20 protein-coding genes are annotated in these 21,813 nt (G+C 62.4%); 15 read left to right on the top strand and 5 right to left on the bottom strand.

Annotated features, from left to right (window positions below; translation table 11 throughout):
- The first annotated feature begins 100 nt into the window (after window positions 1-100).
- The gene (locus tag LDZ28_RS13290; protein ID WP_244826567.1) at window positions 101-1,327 is read left to right on the top strand and encodes an ISL3 family transposase; all 1,227 of its coding nucleotides are present in this window, start codon (window positions 101-103) and stop codon (window positions 1,325-1,327) included.
- Between the two features lie 302 nt (window positions 1,328-1,629).
- Window positions 1,630-1,968 (top strand): hypothetical protein, encoded by a 339-nt coding sequence (locus LDZ28_RS13285; protein WP_244826566.1) that lies wholly within the window; start codon window positions 1,630-1,632, stop codon window positions 1,966-1,968.
- 22 nt (window positions 1,969-1,990) lie between these two features.
- Here LDZ28_RS13285 and flhA read toward each other — a convergent pair whose 3' ends face one another.
- The 5 genes from flhA to flgA form a co-directional block, all read right to left on the bottom strand.
- Window positions 1,991-4,087 carry a flagellar biosynthesis protein FlhA gene (gene flhA / locus LDZ28_RS13280; RefSeq protein WP_244826565.1) on the bottom strand — a complete coding sequence of 699 codons (2,097 nt, stop codon included), beginning with the start codon at window positions 4,085-4,087 and terminating at the stop codon, window positions 1,991-1,993.
- Window positions 4,084-5,292 (bottom strand): flagellar biosynthesis protein FlhB, encoded by a 1,209-nt coding sequence (gene flhB, locus LDZ28_RS13275; protein ID WP_244826564.1) that lies wholly within the window; start codon window positions 5,290-5,292, stop codon window positions 4,084-4,086. The genes flhA and flhB overlap by 4 nt, the downstream gene beginning before the upstream one ends.
- Window positions 5,293-5,971: 679 nt before the next feature.
- On the bottom strand, window positions 5,972-6,406 hold the full coding sequence (locus LDZ28_RS13270; protein WP_244826563.1) for a flagella synthesis protein FlgN: 435 nt from the start codon (window positions 6,404-6,406) through the stop codon (window positions 5,972-5,974).
- A gap of 109 nt (window positions 6,407-6,515) precedes the next feature.
- Complete coding sequence (gene flgM, locus LDZ28_RS13265) at window positions 6,516-6,839, bottom strand: flagellar biosynthesis anti-sigma factor FlgM (protein ID WP_244826562.1); 324 nt, start codon at window positions 6,837-6,839, stop codon at window positions 6,516-6,518.
- Window positions 6,840-7,142: 303 nt separating this feature from the next.
- Window positions 7,143-8,627: a flagellar basal body P-ring formation chaperone FlgA gene (flgA, locus tag LDZ28_RS13260; protein ID WP_244826561.1), complete on the bottom strand. Its 1,485-nt coding sequence runs from the start codon at window positions 8,625-8,627 to the stop codon at window positions 7,143-7,145.
- Window positions 8,628-9,090: 463 nt separating this feature from the next.
- On the opposite strand from flgA, the gene flgB reads away from it, so the two are divergent.
- The 13 genes from flgB (at window position 9,091) to LDZ28_RS13195 (ending at window position 21,797) form a co-directional block, all read left to right on the top strand.
- Window positions 9,091-9,594 (top strand): flagellar basal body rod protein FlgB, encoded by a 504-nt coding sequence (flgB, locus tag LDZ28_RS13255; protein WP_244826560.1) that lies wholly within the window; start codon window positions 9,091-9,093, stop codon window positions 9,592-9,594.
- 14 nt (window positions 9,595-9,608) lie between these two features.
- Complete coding sequence (gene flgC / locus LDZ28_RS13250; protein WP_244826559.1) at window positions 9,609-10,034, top strand: flagellar basal body rod protein FlgC; 426 nt, start codon at window positions 9,609-9,611, stop codon at window positions 10,032-10,034.
- A gap of 11 nt (window positions 10,035-10,045) precedes the next feature.
- The gene (locus tag LDZ28_RS13245; protein ID WP_244826558.1) at window positions 10,046-10,777 is read left to right on the top strand and encodes a flagellar hook assembly protein FlgD; all 732 of its coding nucleotides are present in this window, start codon (window positions 10,046-10,048) and stop codon (window positions 10,775-10,777) included.
- A gap of 27 nt (window positions 10,778-10,804) precedes the next feature.
- A complete protein-coding gene (flgE, locus tag LDZ28_RS13240) occupies window positions 10,805-12,022 on the top strand; it encodes a flagellar hook protein FlgE (protein ID WP_244826557.1) in 1,218 nt (405 codons plus the stop codon).
- Window positions 12,023-12,056: 34 nt separating this feature from the next.
- Window positions 12,057-12,809 carry a flagellar basal-body rod protein FlgF gene (flgF, locus tag LDZ28_RS13235; protein WP_244826556.1) on the top strand — a complete coding sequence of 251 codons (753 nt, stop codon included), beginning with the start codon at window positions 12,057-12,059 and terminating at the stop codon, window positions 12,807-12,809.
- 33 nt (window positions 12,810-12,842) lie between these two features.
- Window positions 12,843-13,631: a flagellar basal-body rod protein FlgG gene (flgG, locus tag LDZ28_RS13230; protein ID WP_244826555.1), complete on the top strand. Its 789-nt coding sequence runs from the start codon at window positions 12,843-12,845 to the stop codon at window positions 13,629-13,631.
- Between the two features lie 27 nt (window positions 13,632-13,658).
- Complete coding sequence (locus tag LDZ28_RS13225; RefSeq protein ID WP_244826554.1) at window positions 13,659-14,354, top strand: flagellar basal body L-ring protein FlgH; 696 nt, start codon at window positions 13,659-13,661, stop codon at window positions 14,352-14,354.
- Between the two features lie 6 nt (window positions 14,355-14,360).
- The gene (locus LDZ28_RS13220; RefSeq protein WP_244826553.1) at window positions 14,361-15,488 is read left to right on the top strand and encodes a flagellar basal body P-ring protein FlgI; all 1,128 of its coding nucleotides are present in this window, start codon (window positions 14,361-14,363) and stop codon (window positions 15,486-15,488) included.
- Between the two features lie 13 nt (window positions 15,489-15,501).
- The gene (flgJ, locus tag LDZ28_RS13215) at window positions 15,502-16,542 is read left to right on the top strand and encodes a flagellar assembly peptidoglycan hydrolase FlgJ (protein ID WP_244826552.1); all 1,041 of its coding nucleotides are present in this window, start codon (window positions 15,502-15,504) and stop codon (window positions 16,540-16,542) included.
- Between the two features lie 272 nt (window positions 16,543-16,814).
- Window positions 16,815-17,603 carry a flagellar brake protein gene (locus LDZ28_RS13210; protein ID WP_370652046.1) on the top strand — a complete coding sequence of 263 codons (789 nt, stop codon included), beginning with the start codon at window positions 16,815-16,817 and terminating at the stop codon, window positions 17,601-17,603.
- Between the two features lie 352 nt (window positions 17,604-17,955).
- Entirely contained in the window at window positions 17,956-19,881 is a 1,926-nt protein-coding gene (gene flgK / locus LDZ28_RS13205; protein WP_244826550.1) for a flagellar hook-associated protein FlgK, read from the top strand.
- Window positions 19,882-19,892: 11 nt separating this feature from the next.
- Window positions 19,893-21,128, top strand: a complete 1,236-nt coding sequence (flgL, locus tag LDZ28_RS13200) for a flagellar hook-associated protein FlgL (RefSeq protein ID WP_244826549.1) — start codon at window positions 19,893-19,895, stop codon at window positions 21,126-21,128.
- A gap of 195 nt (window positions 21,129-21,323) precedes the next feature.
- Window positions 21,324-21,797 carry a hypothetical protein gene (locus LDZ28_RS13195; RefSeq protein ID WP_244826548.1) on the top strand — a complete coding sequence of 158 codons (474 nt, stop codon included), beginning with the start codon at window positions 21,324-21,326 and terminating at the stop codon, window positions 21,795-21,797.
- The last annotated feature ends 16 nt before the right edge of the window (window positions 21,798-21,813 follow it).

Genomic DNA, 21,813 nt, shown 5'->3' with positions numbered 1-21,813 from the left:
GCCCGGCGCAGCGAGCCCTTGAGGCGCACTGATTCGATAAGGTGAGTCATCGCTGGTTGCGGCAGAATGCTGCAACCAGCCATGCAAGACGAAACGAACAATGACGGACCAACTGTTTGAAGCCGCGCTGGGAATCAAGGCCCCGTGGTACGTACAAAGCGTCGACTTTGATGCCGGCAAACGCCAGCTCACGATTGCGGTGAACTTCGTCGCGGGCAGCCGGTTCGGTTATGCCAGCGTCGCCGGCGAGCACCCGGTGCACGACACGCAAATCAAGCGTCTGCGCCATCTGAATTTCTTCCAGCACGAGTGCTATCTGGAAGTACGGGTGCCGCGCGTGCGCTTGCCGGACGGCTCGGTACGGTTGGTGGAACCTGATTGGGTCGGCCAACTCAGCGGCTTCACGTTGCTGTTCGAGGCGCTCGTGATGATGCTCGCTCAGCAGATGCCGTTTGCTGCCGTGGCGCGCATCGTCAACCTGTCGTGGCACCGGGTTCACGCCATCTGCTCGCGCTATGTGGAACTGGCGCTCGCATCGGCGGACCTGTCGGAGGTGACGACAGTGGCGATTGATGAAACCTCTTACCGGCGCGGTCACGAGTATCTGACACTGGTGGCCGACATGCAGGCGCGGCGGGTCGTGTTCGTGACGACCGGCAAGGATGCCAGCACGATTGAACGCTTCGCCGCCTATCTGGGCCAACACGGTGGCAAGCCCGAACAGGTCGGCCCGGTCAGCATCGACATGTCGCCAGCTTTCATCAAGGGAGTCAACGAACATCTGCCCGATGCACGGCTGACCTTCGACAAGTTTCACGTCGTCGCGCACGCGTCCAAGGCGCTCGATACAGTGCGTCGCCAACAACAGAAGGTCGACCCGGAACTTAAAGGCATGCGCTGGACGCTGCTGAAAGACGCGAATAGGCTCAATCTGGCTCAACTGACTGAGCTCGAGGCGCTCGTCAGCCAGTACACTACCAGCCGCACGGCACGCGCCTGGCTGTATCGCGAGCAACTGCGAGATATTCTCGAACGCAAGCAAATCAATGTCGTCTCCGAGATGTTGCAACAGTGGTGCACCAACGTCATGCGCTCGAAGGTCGAACCGATGAAGGACGTGGTGCGATTGATTCGCCGACACTTCGACGGCATCGTCGCCTGGACCCAGACCCGCCAGACCAACGGCTTCATCGAAGCCATCAACGGACTGTTTCAGGCCGCCAAGCGCAAGGCACGCGGATACGCTCGCTTCGAAACCATGCGAACGGTCCTGTTTCTTATCGCAGGCAAACTCGACTTCTCCGCATTCAACTCGCATGCCCGCTGAAGGCCGTTACCCACTCCGTTTTTAAAAGAGCCGGTTTTGTTATCGATGAAAACGGAGAAGCCTGCTTTCACGCAAGTATGGCGGGTGGCGATGTCGAGTCGGGCGCCGTCGAGCGCTGGTCGGAAGCGTTTGCTCAAGACAGTCCGGCGCGCCTCTGCGATGACGAAGTAATCCGAGCTACGACAATCGACGAACGTCTTCTTGCGCCCTATGTGTTCCGCGTCGCGGAGGCAGCGCAACAGCTTTATGGCGTAGCTACGTCTCGCGCCGAACGCCAGGGAAGCAATGAGTTCACGGTCCGCTTGAAATGCGCGATCGACGAGATTGCAAGCGATTTGGGCCTCGCGCATGTGTCGGACGTTGAGTTGCCGATATCCGGTGGCTTGATCGCCGACCATGTCATCGATACGCCCACGCCTTCCATCGTGATTGCCGCGACGAGCGCGAAGCGTCTTCTAGAAGGGGAGATCATTCATTTGCAGTACCGCGCCCAAAAGATGCCGGGCGCGGTCTTGGCAATTGCGGAGTCGCAACAAGCGGTCGGCAAGATTCAGTTCGAACGCGCGAATTACTACACGTGGAAAACCGTTGTGTTCGATGCGCGCAATCTTCGAAGTCTGATCAGCGCAACGCTTAATTGATTATCGAATCAAGGCCCGCACCTCAAGCCCCAATCAAATTAACCACTTTCACATTCCGCGTATCCGGTACTTCCGCATAAGAAAGCACCTTCAACTGCGGCAGACTTCGGCGCAGGAACCGCGCAAGCATCGCGCGTAGCGAATGCTGCACGAGCAGCACCGGCGGCAAGCCCAAGTTCTGCTGACGCAGCATCGCGTTCTGCGTCGAGTTCATCAGCGTCTGCGCAAGCCCCGGCTCCAGGCCGGGGTTCGCGCCCGTCGAAAGCGCCTGCGACAACACACGCTCCAGCATCGGATCGAGGCCCATCACCTGAAGGTCGTCGGTGCCCGGAAACCACTGCTGCGAAATCGCGCGGCCGAGCGCAAGGCGCACCGCGGCCGTAAGCTCGTACGGATCGGCGAGTCGCGGCGCGTGCTCCTGCACCGCGTCGAGAATGGTGCGCATGTCGCGAATCGGCACGCTTTCGTCGAGCAGATTTTGCAGCACCTTCTGCAACAGCGTGAGCGAAATGGTCTTCGGCACGAGATCCTCGGTGAGCGACGGCGTGTCCTTGCCAATACGATCCAGCAACGCCTGCACTTCCTGACGCCCAAGCAATTCCGCCGCGTGCGTCACGACGAGATGATTCAAATGCGTCGCGACCACCGTGCTGGCATCGACGACCGTGTAGCCATAAACCTGCGCCTGTTCGCGCATATTCGTGTCGATCCACACTGCCGGCAGGCCGAACGCCGGGTCCTGCGTCTGCGGGCCCGGCAAAGTCACCGACACCTGCCCCGGATTGATCGCGAGCCACTGTCCCGGAAACACCTCGCCAACGCCCACTTCCACGCCCTTCAGCGCAATGCGATAGCCGTTCGGCCGCAATTCCAGGTTGTCGCGAATATGAATGACAGGCGGCAAAAACCCGATTTCCTGCGCGAACTTCTTGCGAATGCCCTTGATACGCTTGAGCAATTCTCCATCCGTATTGCGATCGACGAGCGGAATCAGCCGGTAGCCCACTTCGAGGCCGAGCGGATCGATCAGCGCGACATCGTCCCAGCTCGCTTCGGCATTCTCCACCGGCGCGGCCGCGACCGGCGTGATGTCCGTAACGTTGCCGGCTTTCTTCTTCGCTTCGGCGCGCTTGTTCATCGAACGCGCGGCGTAGATCAAGCCGCCGCCGAGCAGCATGAACGCAAAGTGCGGCATGCCCGGAATCAACCCCATCACGCCGATGATCACGCCCGTGATCATCAACACGCGCGGGTTCTGGAACAACTGGCCGGTCAACTGCGTACCGATGTCTTCCTCGGTCGCGACGCGCGACACGATCACGCCCGCCGCCGTCGAAATGATGAGCGAAGGAATCTGCGCGACGAGGCCATCGCCGATAGTCAGGAGCGTATAGTTCGTCGCCGCGTGGCCGAAGTCCATGTCGTGCTGAAGCATGCCGACGATCAGCCCGCCCACGATGTTGATCACCATGATCAGCAAGCCCGCAATCGCGTCGCCGCGCACGAACTTGCTCGCACCGTCCATCGAACCGTAGAACTCGGCTTCTTGCGCCACCGCCGTGCGGCGCTTCTTCGCGGTTTCTTCGTTGATGAGGCCGGCGTTCAGGTCGGCGTCGATGGCCATTTGCTTGCCGGGCATCGCGTCGAGAGTGAAGCGCGCGCCGACTTCCGCGATACGTCCCGCGCCCTTCGTGATCACCATGAAGTTGATGATCATCAGAATCACGAAGACGACGATACCCACGGCGAAATTGCCACCAACGAGAAAGTGGCCGAACGATTCGATCACCTGACCGGCAGCGTCCGGGCCGGTATGACCTTCGAGCAGCACGATCCGCGTGGACGCCACGTTCAGCGACAGGCGCAGCAGCGTCGAGAACAGCAGCACGGCGGGGAAGGCCGCGAAGTCGAGCGGCTTCTGTGTGTACATGCTGACGAGCAGCACCATCACCGAAAGCGCGATGTTGAAGGTGAACAGTAGATCCAGCAGGAACGCCGGCAACGGCAAGATCATCATGCCGAGGATCATGCAGATCAGGATCGGACCGGCGAGCGCGCGCAAATTCTGCGTGCCGAGCGCGTCGGGCCGTTTGGCGAAAAATCCAGCGCGCGCGTTCATGCTGCGGCTCCATTCGAGGTGTCATCGGCGCCGAGTACGTCGGCGGCTTCTTGTTCGGCATCGGCGTCGGAGACGCTGCCCTTGTCGAGTTCTTTCGGTACTTCGAGATCGGACGGATCGTCCGGCTTGGCGCCGCCGTCTTCGCGATACCGGCGCAGCTGATAAACCCACGCCAGCACCTGCGCGACAGCGCCGTACAGCGCGCCTGGAATCTCGCGGTTGATTTCCACGTTGTGATAGAGCGCACGCGCAAGCGGCGGCGCTTCGAGCAGCGGCACGTTATGCTCGCGGCCCAATTCGCGGATACGCGCGGCCACCAGATCCACACCCTTGGCGACGACCTTCGGCGCGCGCATTTCGCCATCGGCGTATTTGAGCGCGACGGCGAAGTGCGTCGGGTTGGTGACGATGACATCGGCGGTCGGAATTGCCTGCATCATGCGGCGCCGGGCGGCGGCGCGTTGTTGCGCACGGATGCGGCCCTTCACGTGCGGGTCGCCTTCGCTTTCCTTGTGTTCGCGCTTCACTTCTTCCTTGCTCATGCGCAGCTTCTTCGCGTGCGAATAAAGCTGATACGGCACATCGACGGCGGCGACGAGAAAGAGGCCGCCGATGGCCATGCCGCAGCACACGAACAGCAGATGCATGGCGTCGGCGAGCGCGAGGTCGAGCGGCTTGGTCAAAAGACCGAGCACTTCGGCCTTGCGGCTCCACATGGCCGAGCCCGCCATGCCGCCGACGACCACGGTTTTCAGCATCGACATGCCGAGCTGGATCGGACCGTTCGACGAGAACATCTTGCCGAGGCCGCTGATCGGATTGAGCCGGCCGAAGTTCGGGGCAAGCGGCTTCGTGGTGATGAGCCAGCCGCCGAGCGCCATGGGTGCGGCGAGCGCGGCGGCGGCGGTGAGCGCGAGCACCGGCAGCATGGCGAGCATGCCTTCCTTGCTGGCGTTGGCGGCGCCGATCATCATCTGGTGAGTATCGAGCACGTTCTCGTGATTGAAGGTGAACGCGCCGCGCAGAATGCCTTGCAGATGACCGTAGATCGGACCCGACAAACCCCATACCCCGAAAAATCCCGCCGCGAGGAGCGCGAACGATGCGAGTTCCCGCGAGCGCGCAACCTGGCCTTCCTCCCGCGCCTTTTCGAGGCGCCTGGGAGTGGCTGATTCGGTTTTTTCGAGATCGCTTTCTTCTGCCACCGCGCTTCGACTCCGGTTCGACTGCGTTAATCGCCATGCGCGGCGCGAAGCCGCTTCTTGATGAAAGCGATTATTGCGGAGGACGTCGAGCCACCATCGGCGGATAAGGCCGGGGAAAGGGGGTTTATTCGGGTGATGGGAGGCGTTGGAACGGACGCGCCGCGCGGCGGAAGCGTTGATCCGGCGATGTGCCGCGCCGATCGGATGTAAGCGTTGGCATTCGCCGAAAGTCGGACGCCAGCGGACTAAAGCAAGCTCCGACGCTACAAAAAGTGCGAGGCTAATCGGTGAAAGGGAGCGTCGACGCTTGCCGCTGCGGCCATCGGCACACTCGGCGGAATCATGTGCCGACGGTTAGAAAGGCGCGGATCGTTCATCGCGCCCGCCCGGCTAGAGGCTGCGCGGAGCTTCGAACGACTGCAAATCAGCGGGCTTTCGCAAGAGCCAGAGGCGTCAGCAAGCCGGCGATCGAATCAGGCGCGACCGCGTCGAAAAACCAACCCGCCGACAGATAACCAGCCTCGGCCGCCAGCCAGGAGCGCCAAGCGACGTGCGCCCCGATCGAGACAAGAAGCCCGGGAAAGCGTTGAAAAGAACGGCTGTCGTTTACCGAATGCCAGCGGAGCAAGCCGCGCCGGCCCGAAAGCGCACCCGGCAAATGCAACCCTCCAACAAATCCTCAAGCTCCCGGCAACCGCCCATCCGGCCCATAAAAGCCCGCCTTCGACGGCGCAACCTGCAACGCGGCGAGCGCCTTGCGGTTGTATTCCATGCGCGTGCGGATCAGCACGCCGTTGTTGTTGTTGCCTTGACGCGCACGGCGAGCGGCCGCGCACAACAACGCCCATTGCTCGGCGATGCGCGCATCGCCCTGAGCGGCGACTTCCATGCCGGCGAAACCGCCCGGCAGGTCGAGCGCGTGCAAATGCGCGTCGCGATCTTTCTCGAGCGCGGCGATGCGCTCGGTCAACTCGGTCTTGTTCTCGATGATTTCCGGCAGCGCTTCGAGCGGCTGCGCGGCGATCAGCGCCTTTTCCTCGTGGGCGAGGAGGGCTTCGAACGCCAGAACGGCGGCGACTTCTTCGGTAACGGTGGACAGCAGGGCGTCTCTCATTGCAGCTCGCTAAAAAAACGCGGGTTTCACAATGCGCCTGCCGCCGTCGAATTCCGGTTCCGTTGCGCGTCTGCTTTCGAAGCGAAAGCGGGCGCGGCGGAGAAAGAACTCAGGCGCCAGCGGGCGCGGTTCTGGTTTGCAGCATGTCGCGCGCGGAACTCAGCATGCCGTCGGCGATCTTGCCGGCGTCAATCTTATAGCTGCCGTCGCGCAGTGCAGCCTTGATCGAATCGACTTTCGCCGTATCGACGTCGGCGCTGTTCGACGCGCGCAGACCCGACGACAGCGATGACAGACTCACTTTCGAGTTCTGCGCGGCGGTCGTGCCGGCTTGCGCCACGCTAGAAGCGCTCTTGGCGTCGTTTTGCGATGCACGTTGCGTAGCGTCTTGAATTCCAGCCAGTGCGATGTTGCTGTTCGATTCGATTTTCACGATGTCTATTCCCGTACTTGTTGAGTCCTTTATCGGCGGGGGTGTTTGGAAACTTTACCCAACCGGGGGACCCATACGGGGCATCGACTCGCTCGTCGCCCGCAAAGCCTTACGTGGCGGGCTTCAAAGCAATTGCAACAAAGTGAAACAAACTGTTATCTGGCCCACATAAGGGCTCTAGCGGCTCTTTCAGACTGATTCGTTTGAACGCGGCAGAGCCGAAAAGAGCCACCCTCGGATACGCATCTCGACGGTCTTACTGTCTTTCACGACCTGATTCGCAGATATCTGCCTCAAGCCGTCTCACATCCGTATCTCGACGGTCTGACTGTCCTTCACGATGCCGGTAATGATCTGTCCGTTGGCCGTCTTCACGCGGACTTGCTGGCCGGGCGCGGCGTTGTTCATCACGCTGCCTTCGGCGGAAATCGAGAATCCGGAGCCATCCGTGACGACGTGCACCGTCTGGCCGACCGCAACCGAGCTGGCGGCGCGCAGCATGTCGGTGCGCAGCGGCAACCCCGCCGGCACGCGCGACAGCGCGATGGCGCCCACGGCTTGCGCGGGATCGGTGACGGTGGCCTGCGGCATCGCGGTGATATCGCCTTCGTGGGCGACCACATCGCCCTGACCGAGCATCTCGCCGGGTGCGATCGCGCGCGCCGCCGTGTAGTAAGTCGCGTTGATCGCCACGCGCGCTTGCAGATAGAGCGTCCACGGGCGCTCGCCGACGCAGCGCACGCCTACTGTCATACGGCCCCAGAGCCGTGCGCCGGTCGGCATGAACGGATCGATCGACGAACACGGCGCGAGACCTCGCGGGAACGCAGGCGTCACGGTGATCTCGACCTTGCCCGGCAGTCCGGCGGTTTGTTGCTGAAGAAAAGCCACGGCAGCCGCGCGAATGCTCTCGCCGTCCTGGACGGTGGCGCCGGTGGCGTTCGCCTGTGGCAGCGTCGTCGCGGCGGGCGCTGCGGCGGCTCCCGCCGTGGCGGACGGATTGAAACTGACGCGCTTCATCGGCGATGCCGCGCTGGAAACGGGCGCCGTCGTGCCTGCCGCGATCGGACGCACGGCGCCGTTGCGGGCGGGAATGGCGTCGTCGCGGGTGACGACCACGGGAATCACATCGCGCGATGGCGTGACGGAGGCGACTCTGCGCAGATTCGCGTTCGCGGCGGTATCGGGTTGAGCTGCGGTTTGAGCGGCGCCCAGAGCATCGGCAACCTTGGAAACGGGCGCGCTCATCGCGCCGCTTACTGCATTCTGATTAGCAGAGGCCGCCGCGCGCGCCGTTCCAACGCCCGTTTGCGCCTTCGCTTCGCCCGGACCGGGAATGACGATCATGCCGCTTGCGTCGTCCATGGCGTCGTCGGCGGCTTCGGCGCGTGCTTCGAGCGCGAGCGCGGCGTGGCGCATGGCGGCATCGGCGGCTTTGCTGGCATCGCCGTAGCCGCTCGGGCGCGACATCATCGCGGATGAAATTGCTGCCGGAGAAACGGCCGCCACCGGTGCGGGCGCGGTCGCGGGCGCGGCTTTCGCGGTCTTGAGACCCTTCGCCATTTCCGCCGCGGCTGCCGGATTCGTCTCCGCATTGCCTGGAATGACGATGGGACCATCGTCCTGCTGCGCGTAAGCGCTCGCCGCAAAGCCAAAACCAGCGGCCCCGACGAACACGAGGGCCACGCCAGCCGCCGAGCGTCGCGCAAGCGACGCCTTCTGCACGCGGCGCTCCATCGCGGCGACGCGGGCAAGAGCCTTCGACGAATGACTGGCGGACCTGCTCATTACTTCTCTCCCTCGCGCGCCGCGAATGCCGCGACGGCGTTCTGATTCGATTGAGCCGTCCCGCCCTTTGCGGGGGCGCGGACAGGACGGCGACTGCAAACCGCTAACGACACGCCGCGATTTCCACGGCGGCACTCCCATTCGACTGACTCGTCTTGCCCAGGGCCGGGGCGCGGACAAGACGGCAACTGCACATCGCTGGACAAACGCCGCCGCAATGCCACGGCGGCCGAGCCCATCCACCCGAAGTCCCACGAACATCACAGCCGCTTCGACTCCCAAACCATTCCTTTCGACCACGAACCAGATTCTAGATAGACCGCGCGGCGATCAAGCGTCGAATAGAGGCCCCGTTTCCCGGTTATTCGTCGGATTAGTTGTTGCGCGCCGCTCCTAATATTCGTGTCATGCAAAAAGGTCTTGGCGATGCCGGACCCGGACCAAACATCTGTAGAGGACGGTGATGCTAGACAAACTCGACAAGGAATTCGCCTTCGGCCGCGAAGCGCTCGATGTCCGCGCGTATCGGCAGGAACTGCTTTCGTCGAATATCGCCAACGCGGACACGCCGGGCTACAAGGCGCGCGACGTCGATTTTTCGTCCGCCCTTGCCGGCGCGCTGAAGAAAGGCGGCGCCACTGGCACGGCGAGCAGCGCGGGCACGAGCAGCACCGGCACGCTGGCAATGGCGCAGCCGGTCAGCGTGAGCGCTGGCGCGGCAATGGCGGTCACGGCGCGCGGCCACATGTCGGGCACTTCGACGCTCACCGCATCCGGCGGTTCGAGCGACGACTACGGCCGCCTCGCCTATCGCGTGCCGAACCAGCCGTCGCTCGACGGCAATACGGTCGATCTCGACGCCGAGCGCGTGCAATTCGCGGACAACGCGCTGCACTTCGAAGCCGGCATGACGGTGTTGAGTTCGCAGATCAAGTCGATGCTTTCGGCGATCACGTCGAACAGTTAAGGAGCCAGAAAACCATGCCTTCTTTGATGAACATTTTCAGCGTGGCCGGTTCGGCGATGTCGGCTCAGGCGCAACGCCTGAACGTCACCGCGTCGAATCTGGCCAACGCGGACAGCACCACCGGCCCCGACGGCCAGGCGTACAAGGCGAAGCAGGTCGTGTTCGCGGTCGATCCGCTCGGCGGCGCGAAGAGCGGCTCCGGCCAGCAAGTCGGCGGCGTGCAGGTCACCGGCGTGATCGACGACCCGAGCCCGATGAAAACCAGCTACGACCCGAGCAACCCGGCGGCGAACGCGGACGGCTACGTGACGCTGCCGAACGTCGATCCGGTGCAGGAAATGGTCAACATGATGTCCGCGTCGCGTTCCTATCAGGCGAACGTCGAAACGCTCAATACCGCGAAGCAATTGATGCTCAAGACCCTCACCATCGGAACCTGAAGGAACATAACGTGACAACCAGCACAACCATCGGCAGCAACGGCACCACGGTGTCGCAGACGCTCCTCGACACCATGAACGGCGCGTCGTCGGCTTCCTCGACGTCGTCCAGCTCGAGCTCCGGTTCGACTTCGGGCACGTCCGCATCGGACCTGCAGAACACCTTTCTCACGCTGCTCGTGACGCAGTTGAAGAACCAGGACCCGACCAACCCCGCCGACAGCTCGCAGATGACTTCGCAGCTCGCGCAGATCAACACGGTGTCGGGCATCGGTCAGTTGAACACGTCGCTGTCCTCGCTCGCCACGCAGCTTTCCGCCGGCCAGTCGACGCAAGCGGCGATGCTCATCGGTTCGACCGTGCTCGCCTCGGGCAGCAACGTGTCGGTATCGAGCGGCGCGTCGTCGACTTTCGGCGTGCAGCTCGCCAACGACGTGAGCGACCTTCAGGTGGTCGTCAAGAACTCGTCCGGCCAGATCGTCAACACGCTCGACCTCGGCGCGCAGAGCGCAGGCGTCGTGCCGGTCTCGGGCTGGAAGCCGGTCGACTCGAAGGGCAACACGCTCGCCGACGGCACTTACACGATCACCGCGCAAGGCACGATCAACGGCCAGCAGGCAACGGCGACCACGCTCGCGGCCTCGCAAGTCCAAAGCGTCGTGCAGATGACGGGCGGCGCACCGGGTCTCAAGCTCGCGAACGGCTCCACGGTCGCACTGTCGAGCGTCGCCTCGATTCTTTAAACAAACAGACATTCCAGAGAGAAACACATGAGCTATCAACAAGCACTGAGCGGTCTGGGCGCTGCATCGAGCGACCTCGACGTGATCGGCAACAACATCGCGAACGCGAACACGGTCGGCTTTAAGCAAGGACAGGCGCAATTCGCCGATATGTACGCAAGCTCGATGGCCACCGCCGTCAGCAACCAGATCGGTATCGGCACGCGTCTGTCCGAAGTGCAGCAGCAGTTCTCGCAAGGCACGATCACGACGACCAACCAGGCGCTCGACGTCGCCATCAACGGCAACGGTTTCTATCAGTTGTCGAACAACGGTTCGACCGTGTACTCGCGTAACGGCGTGTTCCACCTCGACAACACCGGCAAGATCGTCAACTCGGCCGGCCTGCAACTGATGGGCTACGCGGCGGATTCGAACGGTGTGGTCAACAGCGCAAGCACGGTGCCGCTGTCGGTGCCGACGGCCAATATCGCGCCGACCGCGACGAAGACCATCACCGCGTCGTTCAACCTGAATTCGCAGGACGCAGTGAAGGACAAGGCCGCGTTCGATCCGACCAACGGCAACACGTACAACGCCTCGACCTCGGTCGATGCCTACGATTCGCTCGGCGGCACGCAGAAGGTCTCGGTGTACTTCACGAAGTCCGCGACGGGCTCGTGGGAGGCGTTCGCGGGTTACGGCGATCCGGTCACGCAAAAGTCGGATCTCGGCGCGGTCACGTTCGATACGTCGGGCAACCTGACGAGCAGCCCGAAATACACCTTCACGATTCCCAACGGCGCGGACCCGAGCGGCACGACCACGCAGTCGCTCACGCTCGATCTCACCGGCACGACGCAATACGGCGCGACGAGCGGTCTCGCGAATCTGCATCAGGACGGCAACAGCACGGGCGAACTGACCGGCTTCACGGTTGGCACGGACGGCATGCTGACGGGCAACTACTCGAACGGCCAGACCAAGTCGCTCGGCCAGATCGCGATTGCCAACTTCAACAACCAGAACGGTCTGCAGAACCTGGGCGGCAACGTCTACGCGCAGACGGCGGCTTCGGGCGCGGCGCAGGTCGCGGTTCCGGGCTCGACCAACCACGGCGTGCTGCAAGGCGGCGCGGTGGAAGACTCGAACGTCGATCTGACGAGCGAACTCGTGAGCCTGATCACCGCGCAGCGCAACTATCAGGCGAACGCGCAGACGATCAAGACGCAGCAGGCCGTCGATCAAGCGGTCATCAACCTGTAAGCGTCGTCAAGTCAGTCAAGGAAGGAAGCGATTCATGGACCGTCTGATCTACACCGCGATGACCGGCGCAAGCCAGGCGCTCGAACAACAGAGCGTCGTGGCGAACAACCTGGCGAACGCATCGACCACGGGCTTCAAGGCTCAACTCGCGGCGTTCCGTCAAGTGCCAATGTCGTTCGAGAACCAGTCCGCCGATGGCACGACGCGCACTTTCGTGCTCTCGTCCACGCCGAACGCGGACTACTCGGCAGGCCCGATCTCGCAAACGGGCAATCCGCTCGATGTCGCGATTCAGGGACCCGGCTGGCTCTCGGTGCAAACGGCCGACGGCAACGAGGCCTACACGCGCGCCGGCAATCTGCACGTGGATCAGAACGGTCAGCTCGTCACGGCGAACAACTTGCCGGTGCTCGGCACGAGCGGCCCGCTGTCCATTCCGCCGGGCGCGGAAGTGACGGTCGGCAAGGACGGCACGGTGTCCGCGCTGATTCCGGGCGATCCGCCCACGGCGATCGCGACGGTGGATCAGCTGAAGCTCGTGAATCCCGATCCGTCGACGCTGTCGCGCGGCGATGACGGCCTCTTCCATACCGCCGATGGCGACCCCGCCGAAGCGGACCCGAATGTGGTCGTGGCAGGCGGCTCGCTCGAAGGCAGCAACGTGAACCCGGTCTCCGCGATGGTCTCGATGATCTCCAACGCACGCCAGTTCCAGATGCAGACCAAGCTGATGGAATCCGCGGACCAGAACGAACAATCGGCGAACAAGCTGCTGAACTTCAGCTAAGCCGCACAGCCAAGACATTAGGAAACGAACGACATGAACCGCTCCCTCTATATCGCCGCGACCGGCATGAATGCCCAGCAGTCGCAGATGGACGTGATCTCGAACAACCTCGCCAACGTGAGCACCAACGGCTTCAAGGGCTCGCGCGCGGTGTTCGAGGATCTGCTTTATCAGACCGTGCGTCAGCCGGGCGCGAACTCCACGCAGCAAACCGAACTCGCGTCGGGCAGCCAGCTCGGCACCGGCGTGCAGCAAGTCGCGACAGAACGCCTTTACACGCAGGGCAACCTGCAACAGACCGGCAACTCGAAGGACGTCGCGATCAACGGTCAAGGCTTCTTCCAGGTGACGATGCCCGACGGCACGACCGCCTACACCCGCGACGGTTCGTTCCAGACCAACGCGCAAGGCCAGCTCGTCACGTCGAGCGGCTATCAATTGAATCCGGCGATCACGATTCCGCAAAACGCGACCGCGATCACCATCGGCTCGGACGGCACGGTCTCGGTCACGCAGCCGAGCAGCACGGCCAGCACGACGGTCGGCCAGATCACGCTCGCGTCGTTCATCAACCCGGCCGGTCTCGAAGCGAAGGGCGAAAACCTCTTCGCCGAAACGGGCAGCTCGGGCGCGCCGAACGTTTCGCAACCGGGCCTGAATGGCACGGGCTCGCTGCAACAAGGCTATGTGGAAGCGTCGAACGTGAACGTGGTGCAGGAACTGGTCAACATGATCCAGACGCAGCGCGCCTACGAGATCAACAGCAAGGCCGTGACCACGTCCGACCAGATGCTGCAGACGCTTTCCCAGATGCAGGTTTGACGCAGAAGCATTAAACGGATCATCAAGATGTCGCCACTCAACACTATCGTTCGCGCGTCACGCCTTGCATCGCTTCTCGCGCTCGGCGCGGCGCTTGCCGCTTGCGGCCTCGTGCCGAAGGAACCGATCATCCAGCAGCCGATGACCGCGCGTCCGCCGCAGCCGCCCATCGGCACGCGCTCGCCCGGCGCGATCTACAACGCGGGCTATGCGGGCCGGCCGCTGTTCGAAGATCAGCGTCCGCGCAACGTCGGCGACATCCTGACCATCGTGATCTCGGAAAACGTCAACGCGACGAAGTCGTCGGCGGCGAACACCAACCGCACCGGCACGGGCGCGTTCGCCGTGCCGACCGTGCCGGGCGTCTTCGGCGGCCTCTTCAACAACACGAACCTGTCGGCCACGGGCGCCAACAAGTTCACGGCGGGCGGCGGCGCAAGCGCGGCCAACACGTTCAGCGGCACGCTCACCGTCACCGTCACCGAAGTGATGTCGAACGGCAATCTGATGGTCAGCGGCGAAAAGCAGATGCTCATCAACCAGGGTAACGAATACGTGCGTTTCTCGGGCGTCGTCAATCCGACGACCATCTCGGGCAGCAACACGGTCTACTCCACGCAGATCGCCGATGCGAAGATCGAATATTCGGCGAAGGGTTATATCGACGAAGCGCAAAACATGGGCTGGCTCCAGCGCTTCTTCCTCAACGTCGCGCCGTTCTGACCGATCATGAATTCGCTCCTTCGCTTTCTCTCGTTCTCGCTCGCGGCTGCTGTCGTCGCCATCGGCTCCGTTCCGCATGCGCACGCCGAGCGCCTGAAAGACCTCGTCTCCTTTCAAGGCGTGCGTGACAATCCGCTGATCGGTTATGGCCTCGTCGTCGGTCTCGACGGCACGGGCGACCAGACCATGCAGACGCCGTTCACCACGCAGAGCTTGACCAACATGCTCGGCAACCTGGGCATCACGGTGAATTCAGCGACCACGTCGAACATGCAATTGAAGAACGTCGCCGCCGTGATGGTGACGGCCACGTTGCCGCCGTTCGCGCGTCCCGGCGAAGCGATCGACGTGACCGTATCCTCGCTCGGCAACGCCAAGAGCCTGCGCGGCGGCACCTTGCTGATGTCGCCGTTGAAGGGCGCGGACGGTCAGGTCTACGCGATGGCGCAGGGCAACCTCGTCGTCGGCGGCGCGGGCGCAAGTGCGAACGGCAGCAAGGTGCAGGTCAATCAACTCGCGGTGGGCCGCATTTCCGGCGGCGCGCTCGTCGAACGCGCAGTGCAGAGCACGGTGCTGCAACAAGGCGGCACCATGCAGATGGAACTGCGCGAGATGGATTTCGACACGACCCAGCGCATCGTCGCGGCCGTGAACAACCAGTTCGGCACGGGCACGGCGCTCGCGCTCGACGGCCGCACGATTCAGTTGCGCGCGCCGTCCGAAGCGAGCGAACAGGTCTCGTTCATGGCGCAATTGCAAAACATCGACGTGCGTCCGGCGCAAGCCGCGGCCAAGGTCATTCTGAATGCACGCACCGGCTCCATCGTGATGAATCAGATGGTCACGCTGCAGAATTGCGCGGTCGCTCACGGCAACCTGTCGGTCGTCATCAACACGAAGACGGCGGTGAGCCAGCCGAACGCGTTCTCGAACGGCCAGACGGTCGCCGCGAAGGAATCGTCGATTCAGTTGAAGCAGGATAGCGGCGCGCTCAAGATGCTTTCGGCGGGCGCGAATCTGGCGGACGTGGTGAAGGGCTTGAACGCACTCGGCGCGACACCGGCCGATCTGATCTCGATCCTTCAGTCGATGAAGGCGGCGGGCGCACTGCGCGCCGACCTCGAAATCATCTAAGGGACGACGGCACATGAACTCGACTTCGAGCGGTATCGCCAACACGGCATTGGCATCTACCGAGACGGGCGGACTGTCGAACCTGACCAACCGCTTCGCGCTCGATACGCAGGGCTTCGACGCGTTGCGCGCGCAGGCCAACGCATCGCCGCAACAGGGTTTGAAGGCGGCAGCCAAGCAGTTCGATGCGGTCTTCACGACGATGATGCTCAAGAGCATGCGCGATGCGACGCCCTCGGACAGCCCGTTCGAGTCGAACGATACGAAGTCGTTCACGGCGATGCTCGACCAGCAGTTGTCGCAGCAGATGTCGTCGAAGGGTATTGGCGTGGCGGACGCGATGTACAAGCAACTCATGCGCACGGCGGGCATCAAGGACACGTCGGCCACGGGCGGCGCGGCAAACGGCATGAACGCGATGAACGCGCTGTCGGGCGGCGGCGGCAGCAGCGACGCGAACGCGGGCAACATCGCCGCAATGAACGCAATGGCCAAGGCCTACGCCGCGGCGCAGGCCAACAAGAGCGGCGCATCGCTCAACAGCGGCAACGGCTACACGGGCGCCGACGCGCTCGATCCGGGCGTGCGCGGCAACGGTTCGGACAAGGTCAACGCGTTCGTCGAACGGCTGGCCACGCCCGCGCAAGCCGCGAGCGCGGCAACGGGCATTCCGGCGCGCTTCATCATCGGCCAGGCGGCGCTGGAATCGGGCTGGGGCAAGCGCGAGATCAAGTACGCGAACGGCGCGACGAGCCACAACATTTTCGGCATCAAGGCGACGTCGAGCTGGACCGGCAAGACAGTGGATTCGGTAACGACGGAATACGTCAACGGTCAGCCGAAGAAGGTCGTGGAGCGCTTTCGCGCCTACGATTCCTACGAAGCCGCGCTCACCGACTACGCGAGCGTCATCAAGAACAATCCGCGTTACGCGCCGGTCGTGGAGGCATCGCGCGATGTCGCGGGCTTCGCGCACGGCATGCAGAAGGCAGGCTACGCGACCGATCCCCAATACGCGAAAAAGTTGATCTCGATCATGCGTCAGATCGCCTGACGAAGCGTTTTCGAATTCGACCGAAAGGCAGGCGTTTCGTCAACGGCGGAACGATCCTGCCTTTTTGCGCTCGGCGCTCAATACGTTGATTTAGAGCCATGCGCGCTCTTTGGCCTGCTTCGTGCATGTGCAAACGTTTTAGTCCTCGTAGGGACGGCGCGCCACATATTTTTCGGGGCTGCCTGTCTAAACTTTGCTGGCAGTTTGCCGCTATCCCTAAGAAGAAACTGCCGGTTCGAAGGTGAGCCGGTTCGACACGTGGCGTAGCGGAAATGGACGGTACGCGACCAATGAATACGGCCAGCACAATGAATATCAATCACATGCAGGACTTCGCCGACGACGACATTGCGCCGATCGTGGACTTTGGACGACGCAATCCGCTGGAGATCGGTGTGTCGTTGCGCAACCTTGCCCATCGCGGCGACTTTTTGACCGCGCAATACGGTGACGGGCAGATTGTTACGCGCCTTTTGGACGTCGATGTTACGGGACATCGCTTTACGTTCGACTGGGGCGGCATGGCGGAACAGAATCGTCACGTGCTGGCTGCGCCCAAGCTGATTTTCAGTTCGGCGCCGGACGGCGTGCGACTCGAATTCACCACGGGCGCCGCGCGTGAGACCGTGTTCGACGGACGTCCCGCTTTCGAGGCCGAGTTTCCGCCGGTGCTTTACTACATGCAGCGTCGCGAATATTTCCGCGTCGAAGCGCCAGTGCTCGACCCCTACATTTGCAGCGGTTCGCTGCCGGATGGCGAGCGCTTTCGCTTCGAAGTGCATGATCTTTCGCTCGGCGGCGTCGCGTTGCGAACCACGGACGAACGCGTGGCCGACCTGGAGATGGGCATCGTGATTCAGGATGCCGAACTGCACTTCACGACCACCGGCAAGGTGACCGTGGATATCAAGCTGGTGTCGCACAGGGAATCGACGACGGCCAAGGGCGATCGCCGCTTCACGCTCGGCTTCAAATTCATTTCGATGCCGGGATCGGCGGAAAACACGCTGCAGCGGCTCATTACGCAACTGGAAATGAAGCGGCGCGCGCTGGCGAAGTAAGGCGGCCGTTCATATTGGTTTCATCCCTCGCGGCGGCGCTGCTCTAAGCGCCGCCCGTTCTGCTGCAAAGGGTCCCGGCTTTTTCCATTCCCTCGCGTCGCGATACAGCTAAAAGCGCCCGCCGGAATCGAATCCGAATAAGCCCCAAAACCCCCTTCAAATCGGCAAATTGCGCTTGCACGACGCGCCCGATAATGCCCAAGTCGAGCAAACCGTCCACGGTATCCGCGTTGAAGAACCGGTCCGCGAACGTTTGCCGAAACGCTCAACTTTCCCGGCGCTTCGCCGATAAACAAGGCAGCTATCCGGCGGCGTTGCATGACGCCATCGCCGCCAAGACAAGGATCAACGCATGTCCAACAACATCTTCAATATCGGCCTGTCGGGACTGAATGCGGCTCAATGGGGCCTGACAGTCACCGGGCAGAACATCAGCAATGCGGCGACGCCCGGCTATACGCTCGAAAAGGCTTCGTTTCAGGAGTCGTCGGGACAGTACACGGGTTCCGGCTATCTCGGCAGCGGCGTGCAGACGACTACCGTCACGCGTCAATACAGCCAGTATCTGACCACGCAGGTCAACAACACGACCGCGTCGAGCAGCGCCGCCAACACCTATTACTCGTTGATCTCGCAGCTGAACAACCTGGTTGGCGATCCCACCACCGGTATCGCAACCGGCATCAGCAACTATTTTTCGGGCATGCAGTCGGTGGCGAATTCGGCGAGCAGCACGTCGTCGCGCCAGTCGCTCATGAGCAACGCGCAGACGCTCGCGAATCAGCTCAATTCGGCAGGTGAGCAATACGACCAGTTGCGTTCGAGCGTCAACACGCAACTGACGAGCGCGGTCTCGTCGATCAACAGCTACACGCAACAGATCGCTGATCTCAACAAGCAGATCAACGTCGCCAGCGCGCAAGGTCAGCAGCCCAATCAGTTGATGGATCAGCGGGATCAGGCCGTCGCGAGTCTCAGCTCGATGGTCGGCGTGCAGGTCGTGCAAACGGATGGCAACTACAACATCTTCGTCGGCAACGGACAGCCGCTCGTCGTCGGCGGCACGGCTTCGGCATTGCAGACGGTGACATCGCCGACTGACCCGAGCGAATTGACGGTCGCGTTCAAGAGCAAGGACGGCACGACGCCGACCGCCGCGCAGACGCAATACCTTGATACCAGCGCGTTGTCGGGCGGCGTGGTCGGCGGCCTGATGGACTTCCGCTCGCAAACGCTCGATCCGGCGCAAGCGCAACTCGGCGCGATTGCGACGAGCTTTGCCGCGCAACTGAACGGACAGAACTCGCTCGGCCTCGATCTGAACGGCCAGGCTGGCGGCGCGCTCTTCTCGGCGGGTTCGCCCACCGTCTACGCCGACGCGCGCAACAAGGGCACCGGCACGGTCACGGCCGAGTTCTCCGATGCCACGCAGCCCACGTCCAGCGATCTCACGGTCACCTATAACGGCACCGGCTTCGACGTGACCGATACCCAGAGCGGCAAGGCGCTCGGCAGCTTCACGCCGCCCAACGCGTTCGACGGTCTGAAGATCACGCCGTCGGGCACGATGCAAGCGGGCGACTCGTTCTCCATTCAGCCGACGCGCGCCTCGCTCGACAACTTCCAGCTCGCGACGACCAACGGCTCCGCGATCGCGGCCGCTTCGCCCGCGGTGACATCGGCGGCGACCGCGAACACCGGTACGGCCACGATTTCCTCGGCGACGGTCGCGGCGGGTTACAGCACGCCTTCGGCTATCGCGCTCACGTACAACTCGACGGCGGGCGGCTTCACGTCGAATGTCGCGGTGACCGTGGGCACCACGAATTACCCGGCCAACACGACCATTCCCTACGATTCGTCGAAGGGGCTCACTGTCACGTCGAACGGCATCAGCGCGACGATCAGCGGCAAGCCGGCCAATACGGACGTGTTCAACATCAATCCGAACACGGGCGGCACGAGCGACGGCAGCAACGCGCTCACCATGTCGAACCTGGTGTCGACCAAGTCGATGAACGGCACCGACACGCTCACGAATTCCTATGCGAACTACGTGAACCAGATCGGCAACCAGACGAACCAGCTGAAGAGCACGAGCTCGTCGCAAACGGCGCTGCTCAGTCAGGCGACATCGGCGCAACAGTCCGTGCAGGGCGTGAACCTGAACGAGGAAGCGGCGAACCTCATGCAGTATCAGCAGCTTTATCAGGCGAACAGCAAAGTGATTCAGACGGCTTCGACGCTGTTTCAGACGCTGCTTGGCATCTTTAACTGAGGCATTTAGCGATGCGTATATCCAGTTCGCAGTATTTCAACATGAACGTCGCTTCGATGAGCGACCAGCAGAGCTCGCTTGCCTCGATGTATCAGCAGATCTCGTCGGGCAAGCGCATTCTGACCGCTTCCGACGACCCGCTCGGTGCCGCGCAGGCCGTGCAGCTCACGATGAAGACCGCCACGCTCACGCAATACAGCGCGAATCAGACCACGGCGCTTTCGTCGTTGCAGCAGGAAGATTCGACCTTGAGCGACGTGAGCGGCGTGCTGCAAAGCATTCAGACGCAAGTCGTGCGCGCGGGCGATGGCTCCCTCACGAACGCGGATCGCAAATCGATTGCGGATACGCTGCAGGGTTATCGCGACCAGTTGATGAGCGTCGCGAACACGACCGACAGCGAAGGCAATTACATTTTCTCGGGTCTAAAGGGCGGCACCGCGCCGTTTTCGAACAATGCTTCCGGCGTAGGCACGACGTATTCGGGCGATGCCGGCCAGCGCACGGTGCAGATCAGCTCGGGCCGCTCGATTCCCGTGGGCGACACCGGCTCGTCGATTTTCATGGGCGTGTCGCCCACGGATAGCGACGCGGTACCGTCGGCATCGGCGACCAATACGGGCACGGCCACGATCAGCAAGGTGAGCACGACCGATCCGGGCAACGCGAACAATGCGAGCACGTATTCCATCGCGTTTTCGGTATCGTCGACGGATGGTTCGACGAGCTACCTCGTGACCGCAACGCCGCCTGACTCGTCGTTGTCGACGACACCGACCGCATACACGGCCGGCACGGCGATTTCGTTCGGCGGTCAGAAGGTGACGGTCAGCGGCGCGCCCGCGAACGGCGACAGCTTCACGGTGCAGCCGGCGGCATCGGGCAACAACGATGTGTTCGCGACGCTCGACAATTTGATCAGCGCGCTCAAGCAGCCGACGGGCACGCCAGCCTCGGAAGCGACGTTGACCAACGCGTTGTCGACGGCTTCGACCAAGCTCGACAACACCTACACGAACGTGTTGTCTGCGCAGACGGTGGTGGGTGGCCGCGAGCAGGAAGTGAAGGCCACGCAGACGTCGATGGCGACTTCGCAGACGCAGACCGCCAGCGATCTTGCGAATCTGACGAGCATCGATCTGGTTTCGGCGATCAGTTCTTATGAGCTCACGCAGAACTCGTTGACGGCGGCACAGCAGGCGTTTTCGCAGATCCAGAAGTTGTCGTTGTTCAATTACCTCAGCTAATAAGGGGCCTTTGTCTCTCGCTTTTTAAGGGAACTTCGAGAAGGGCATCGTGCGGTTTGGCGATGCTCTTTTTTTCGTTTTTTCAGTGGAAGAAGCCGGGAACGATTGCCTATGATTGACGCACCGGACTTAAGTGCAACGTCGAGGATTCGTGCGCCATGAGATACCGACTGCTTGGTGAGACGGGTGACGGAAATGAGGATTGATCGCGCGCTCGTTGTGCTCGGTGCAATGACATGTCCGATCATGCTTGTCGCGTGTGGAAGCGGCGCGGATTCGCCGCCTGCCCGCAAGAACACGGCACAACTCGACGCCGGGCGGGCACAGTGGGCCGCGACGCTGCCGGAGCCGGACGCTGACTACGGTGAGTATCCGTCGAATTATCAGGACATTATCAAGGCGGCCATGGCAAAGACGCTCAAAGACCCTGAGTCGGCGCGCTATGGCGATTTCTCCACGCCAACGAAGGATCAGGCTATCGAGAACATGACGGAGCACCGTGCCGTTTATGGTTATCTCGTGTGCACGGACATCAACGCGAAGAACAGCTATGGCGGTTACACGGGAGCCAAGCGCCGCTGGTTCCTTATTCGCAACGGCGCTGTCGTTCGGTATGGTGAACGGCCCATGTATGTCGGGCACGTCGCGCCGTGCATGCGCGCACCGTGAGCCACGATGCGGGCAA

Origin of the sequence: Caballeronia sp. TF1N1 (assembly GCF_022878925.1) — a bacterium.
Taxonomy (GTDB): domain Bacteria; phylum Pseudomonadota; class Gammaproteobacteria; order Burkholderiales; family Burkholderiaceae; genus Caballeronia.
This window is presented reverse-complemented; position numbering and strand designations above follow the sequence as displayed.

Excerpts from the sequence above, each read along its gene's own strand:
- LDZ28_RS13290 (WP_244826567.1), top strand. The coding sequence starts at position 101 with ATGACGGACCAACTGTTTGAAGCCGCGCTGGGAATCAAGGCCCCGTGG.
- flhA (WP_244826565.1), bottom strand. The coding sequence starts at position 4,087 with ATGAACGCGCGCGCTGGATTTTTCGCCAAACGGCCCGACGCGCTCGGC.
- LDZ28_RS13270 (WP_244826563.1), bottom strand. The coding sequence starts at position 6,406 with ATGAGAGACGCCCTGCTGTCCACCGTTACCGAAGAAGTCGCCGCCGTT.
- flgA (WP_244826561.1), bottom strand. The coding sequence starts at position 8,627 with ATGAGCAGGTCCGCCAGTCATTCGTCGAAGGCTCTTGCCCGCGTCGCC.
- flgB (WP_244826560.1), top strand. The coding sequence starts at position 9,091 with ATGCTAGACAAACTCGACAAGGAATTCGCCTTCGGCCGCGAAGCGCTC.
- flgC (WP_244826559.1), top strand. The coding sequence starts at position 9,609 with ATGCCTTCTTTGATGAACATTTTCAGCGTGGCCGGTTCGGCGATGTCG.
- flgE (WP_244826557.1), top strand. The coding sequence starts at position 10,805 with ATGAGCTATCAACAAGCACTGAGCGGTCTGGGCGCTGCATCGAGCGAC.
- flgF (WP_244826556.1), top strand. The coding sequence starts at position 12,057 with ATGGACCGTCTGATCTACACCGCGATGACCGGCGCAAGCCAGGCGCTC.
- flgG (WP_244826555.1), top strand. The coding sequence starts at position 12,843 with ATGAACCGCTCCCTCTATATCGCCGCGACCGGCATGAATGCCCAGCAG.
- LDZ28_RS13225 (WP_244826554.1), top strand. The coding sequence starts at position 13,659 with ATGTCGCCACTCAACACTATCGTTCGCGCGTCACGCCTTGCATCGCTT.
- LDZ28_RS13220 (WP_244826553.1), top strand. The coding sequence starts at position 14,361 with ATGAATTCGCTCCTTCGCTTTCTCTCGTTCTCGCTCGCGGCTGCTGTC.
- flgJ (WP_244826552.1), top strand. The coding sequence starts at position 15,502 with ATGAACTCGACTTCGAGCGGTATCGCCAACACGGCATTGGCATCTACC.
- LDZ28_RS13210 (WP_370652046.1), top strand. The coding sequence starts at position 16,815 with ATGGACGGTACGCGACCAATGAATACGGCCAGCACAATGAATATCAAT.
- flgK (WP_244826550.1), top strand. The coding sequence starts at position 17,956 with ATGTCCAACAACATCTTCAATATCGGCCTGTCGGGACTGAATGCGGCT.
- flgL (WP_244826549.1), top strand. The coding sequence starts at position 19,893 with ATGCGTATATCCAGTTCGCAGTATTTCAACATGAACGTCGCTTCGATG.
- LDZ28_RS13195 (WP_244826548.1), top strand. The coding sequence starts at position 21,324 with ATGAGGATTGATCGCGCGCTCGTTGTGCTCGGTGCAATGACATGTCCG.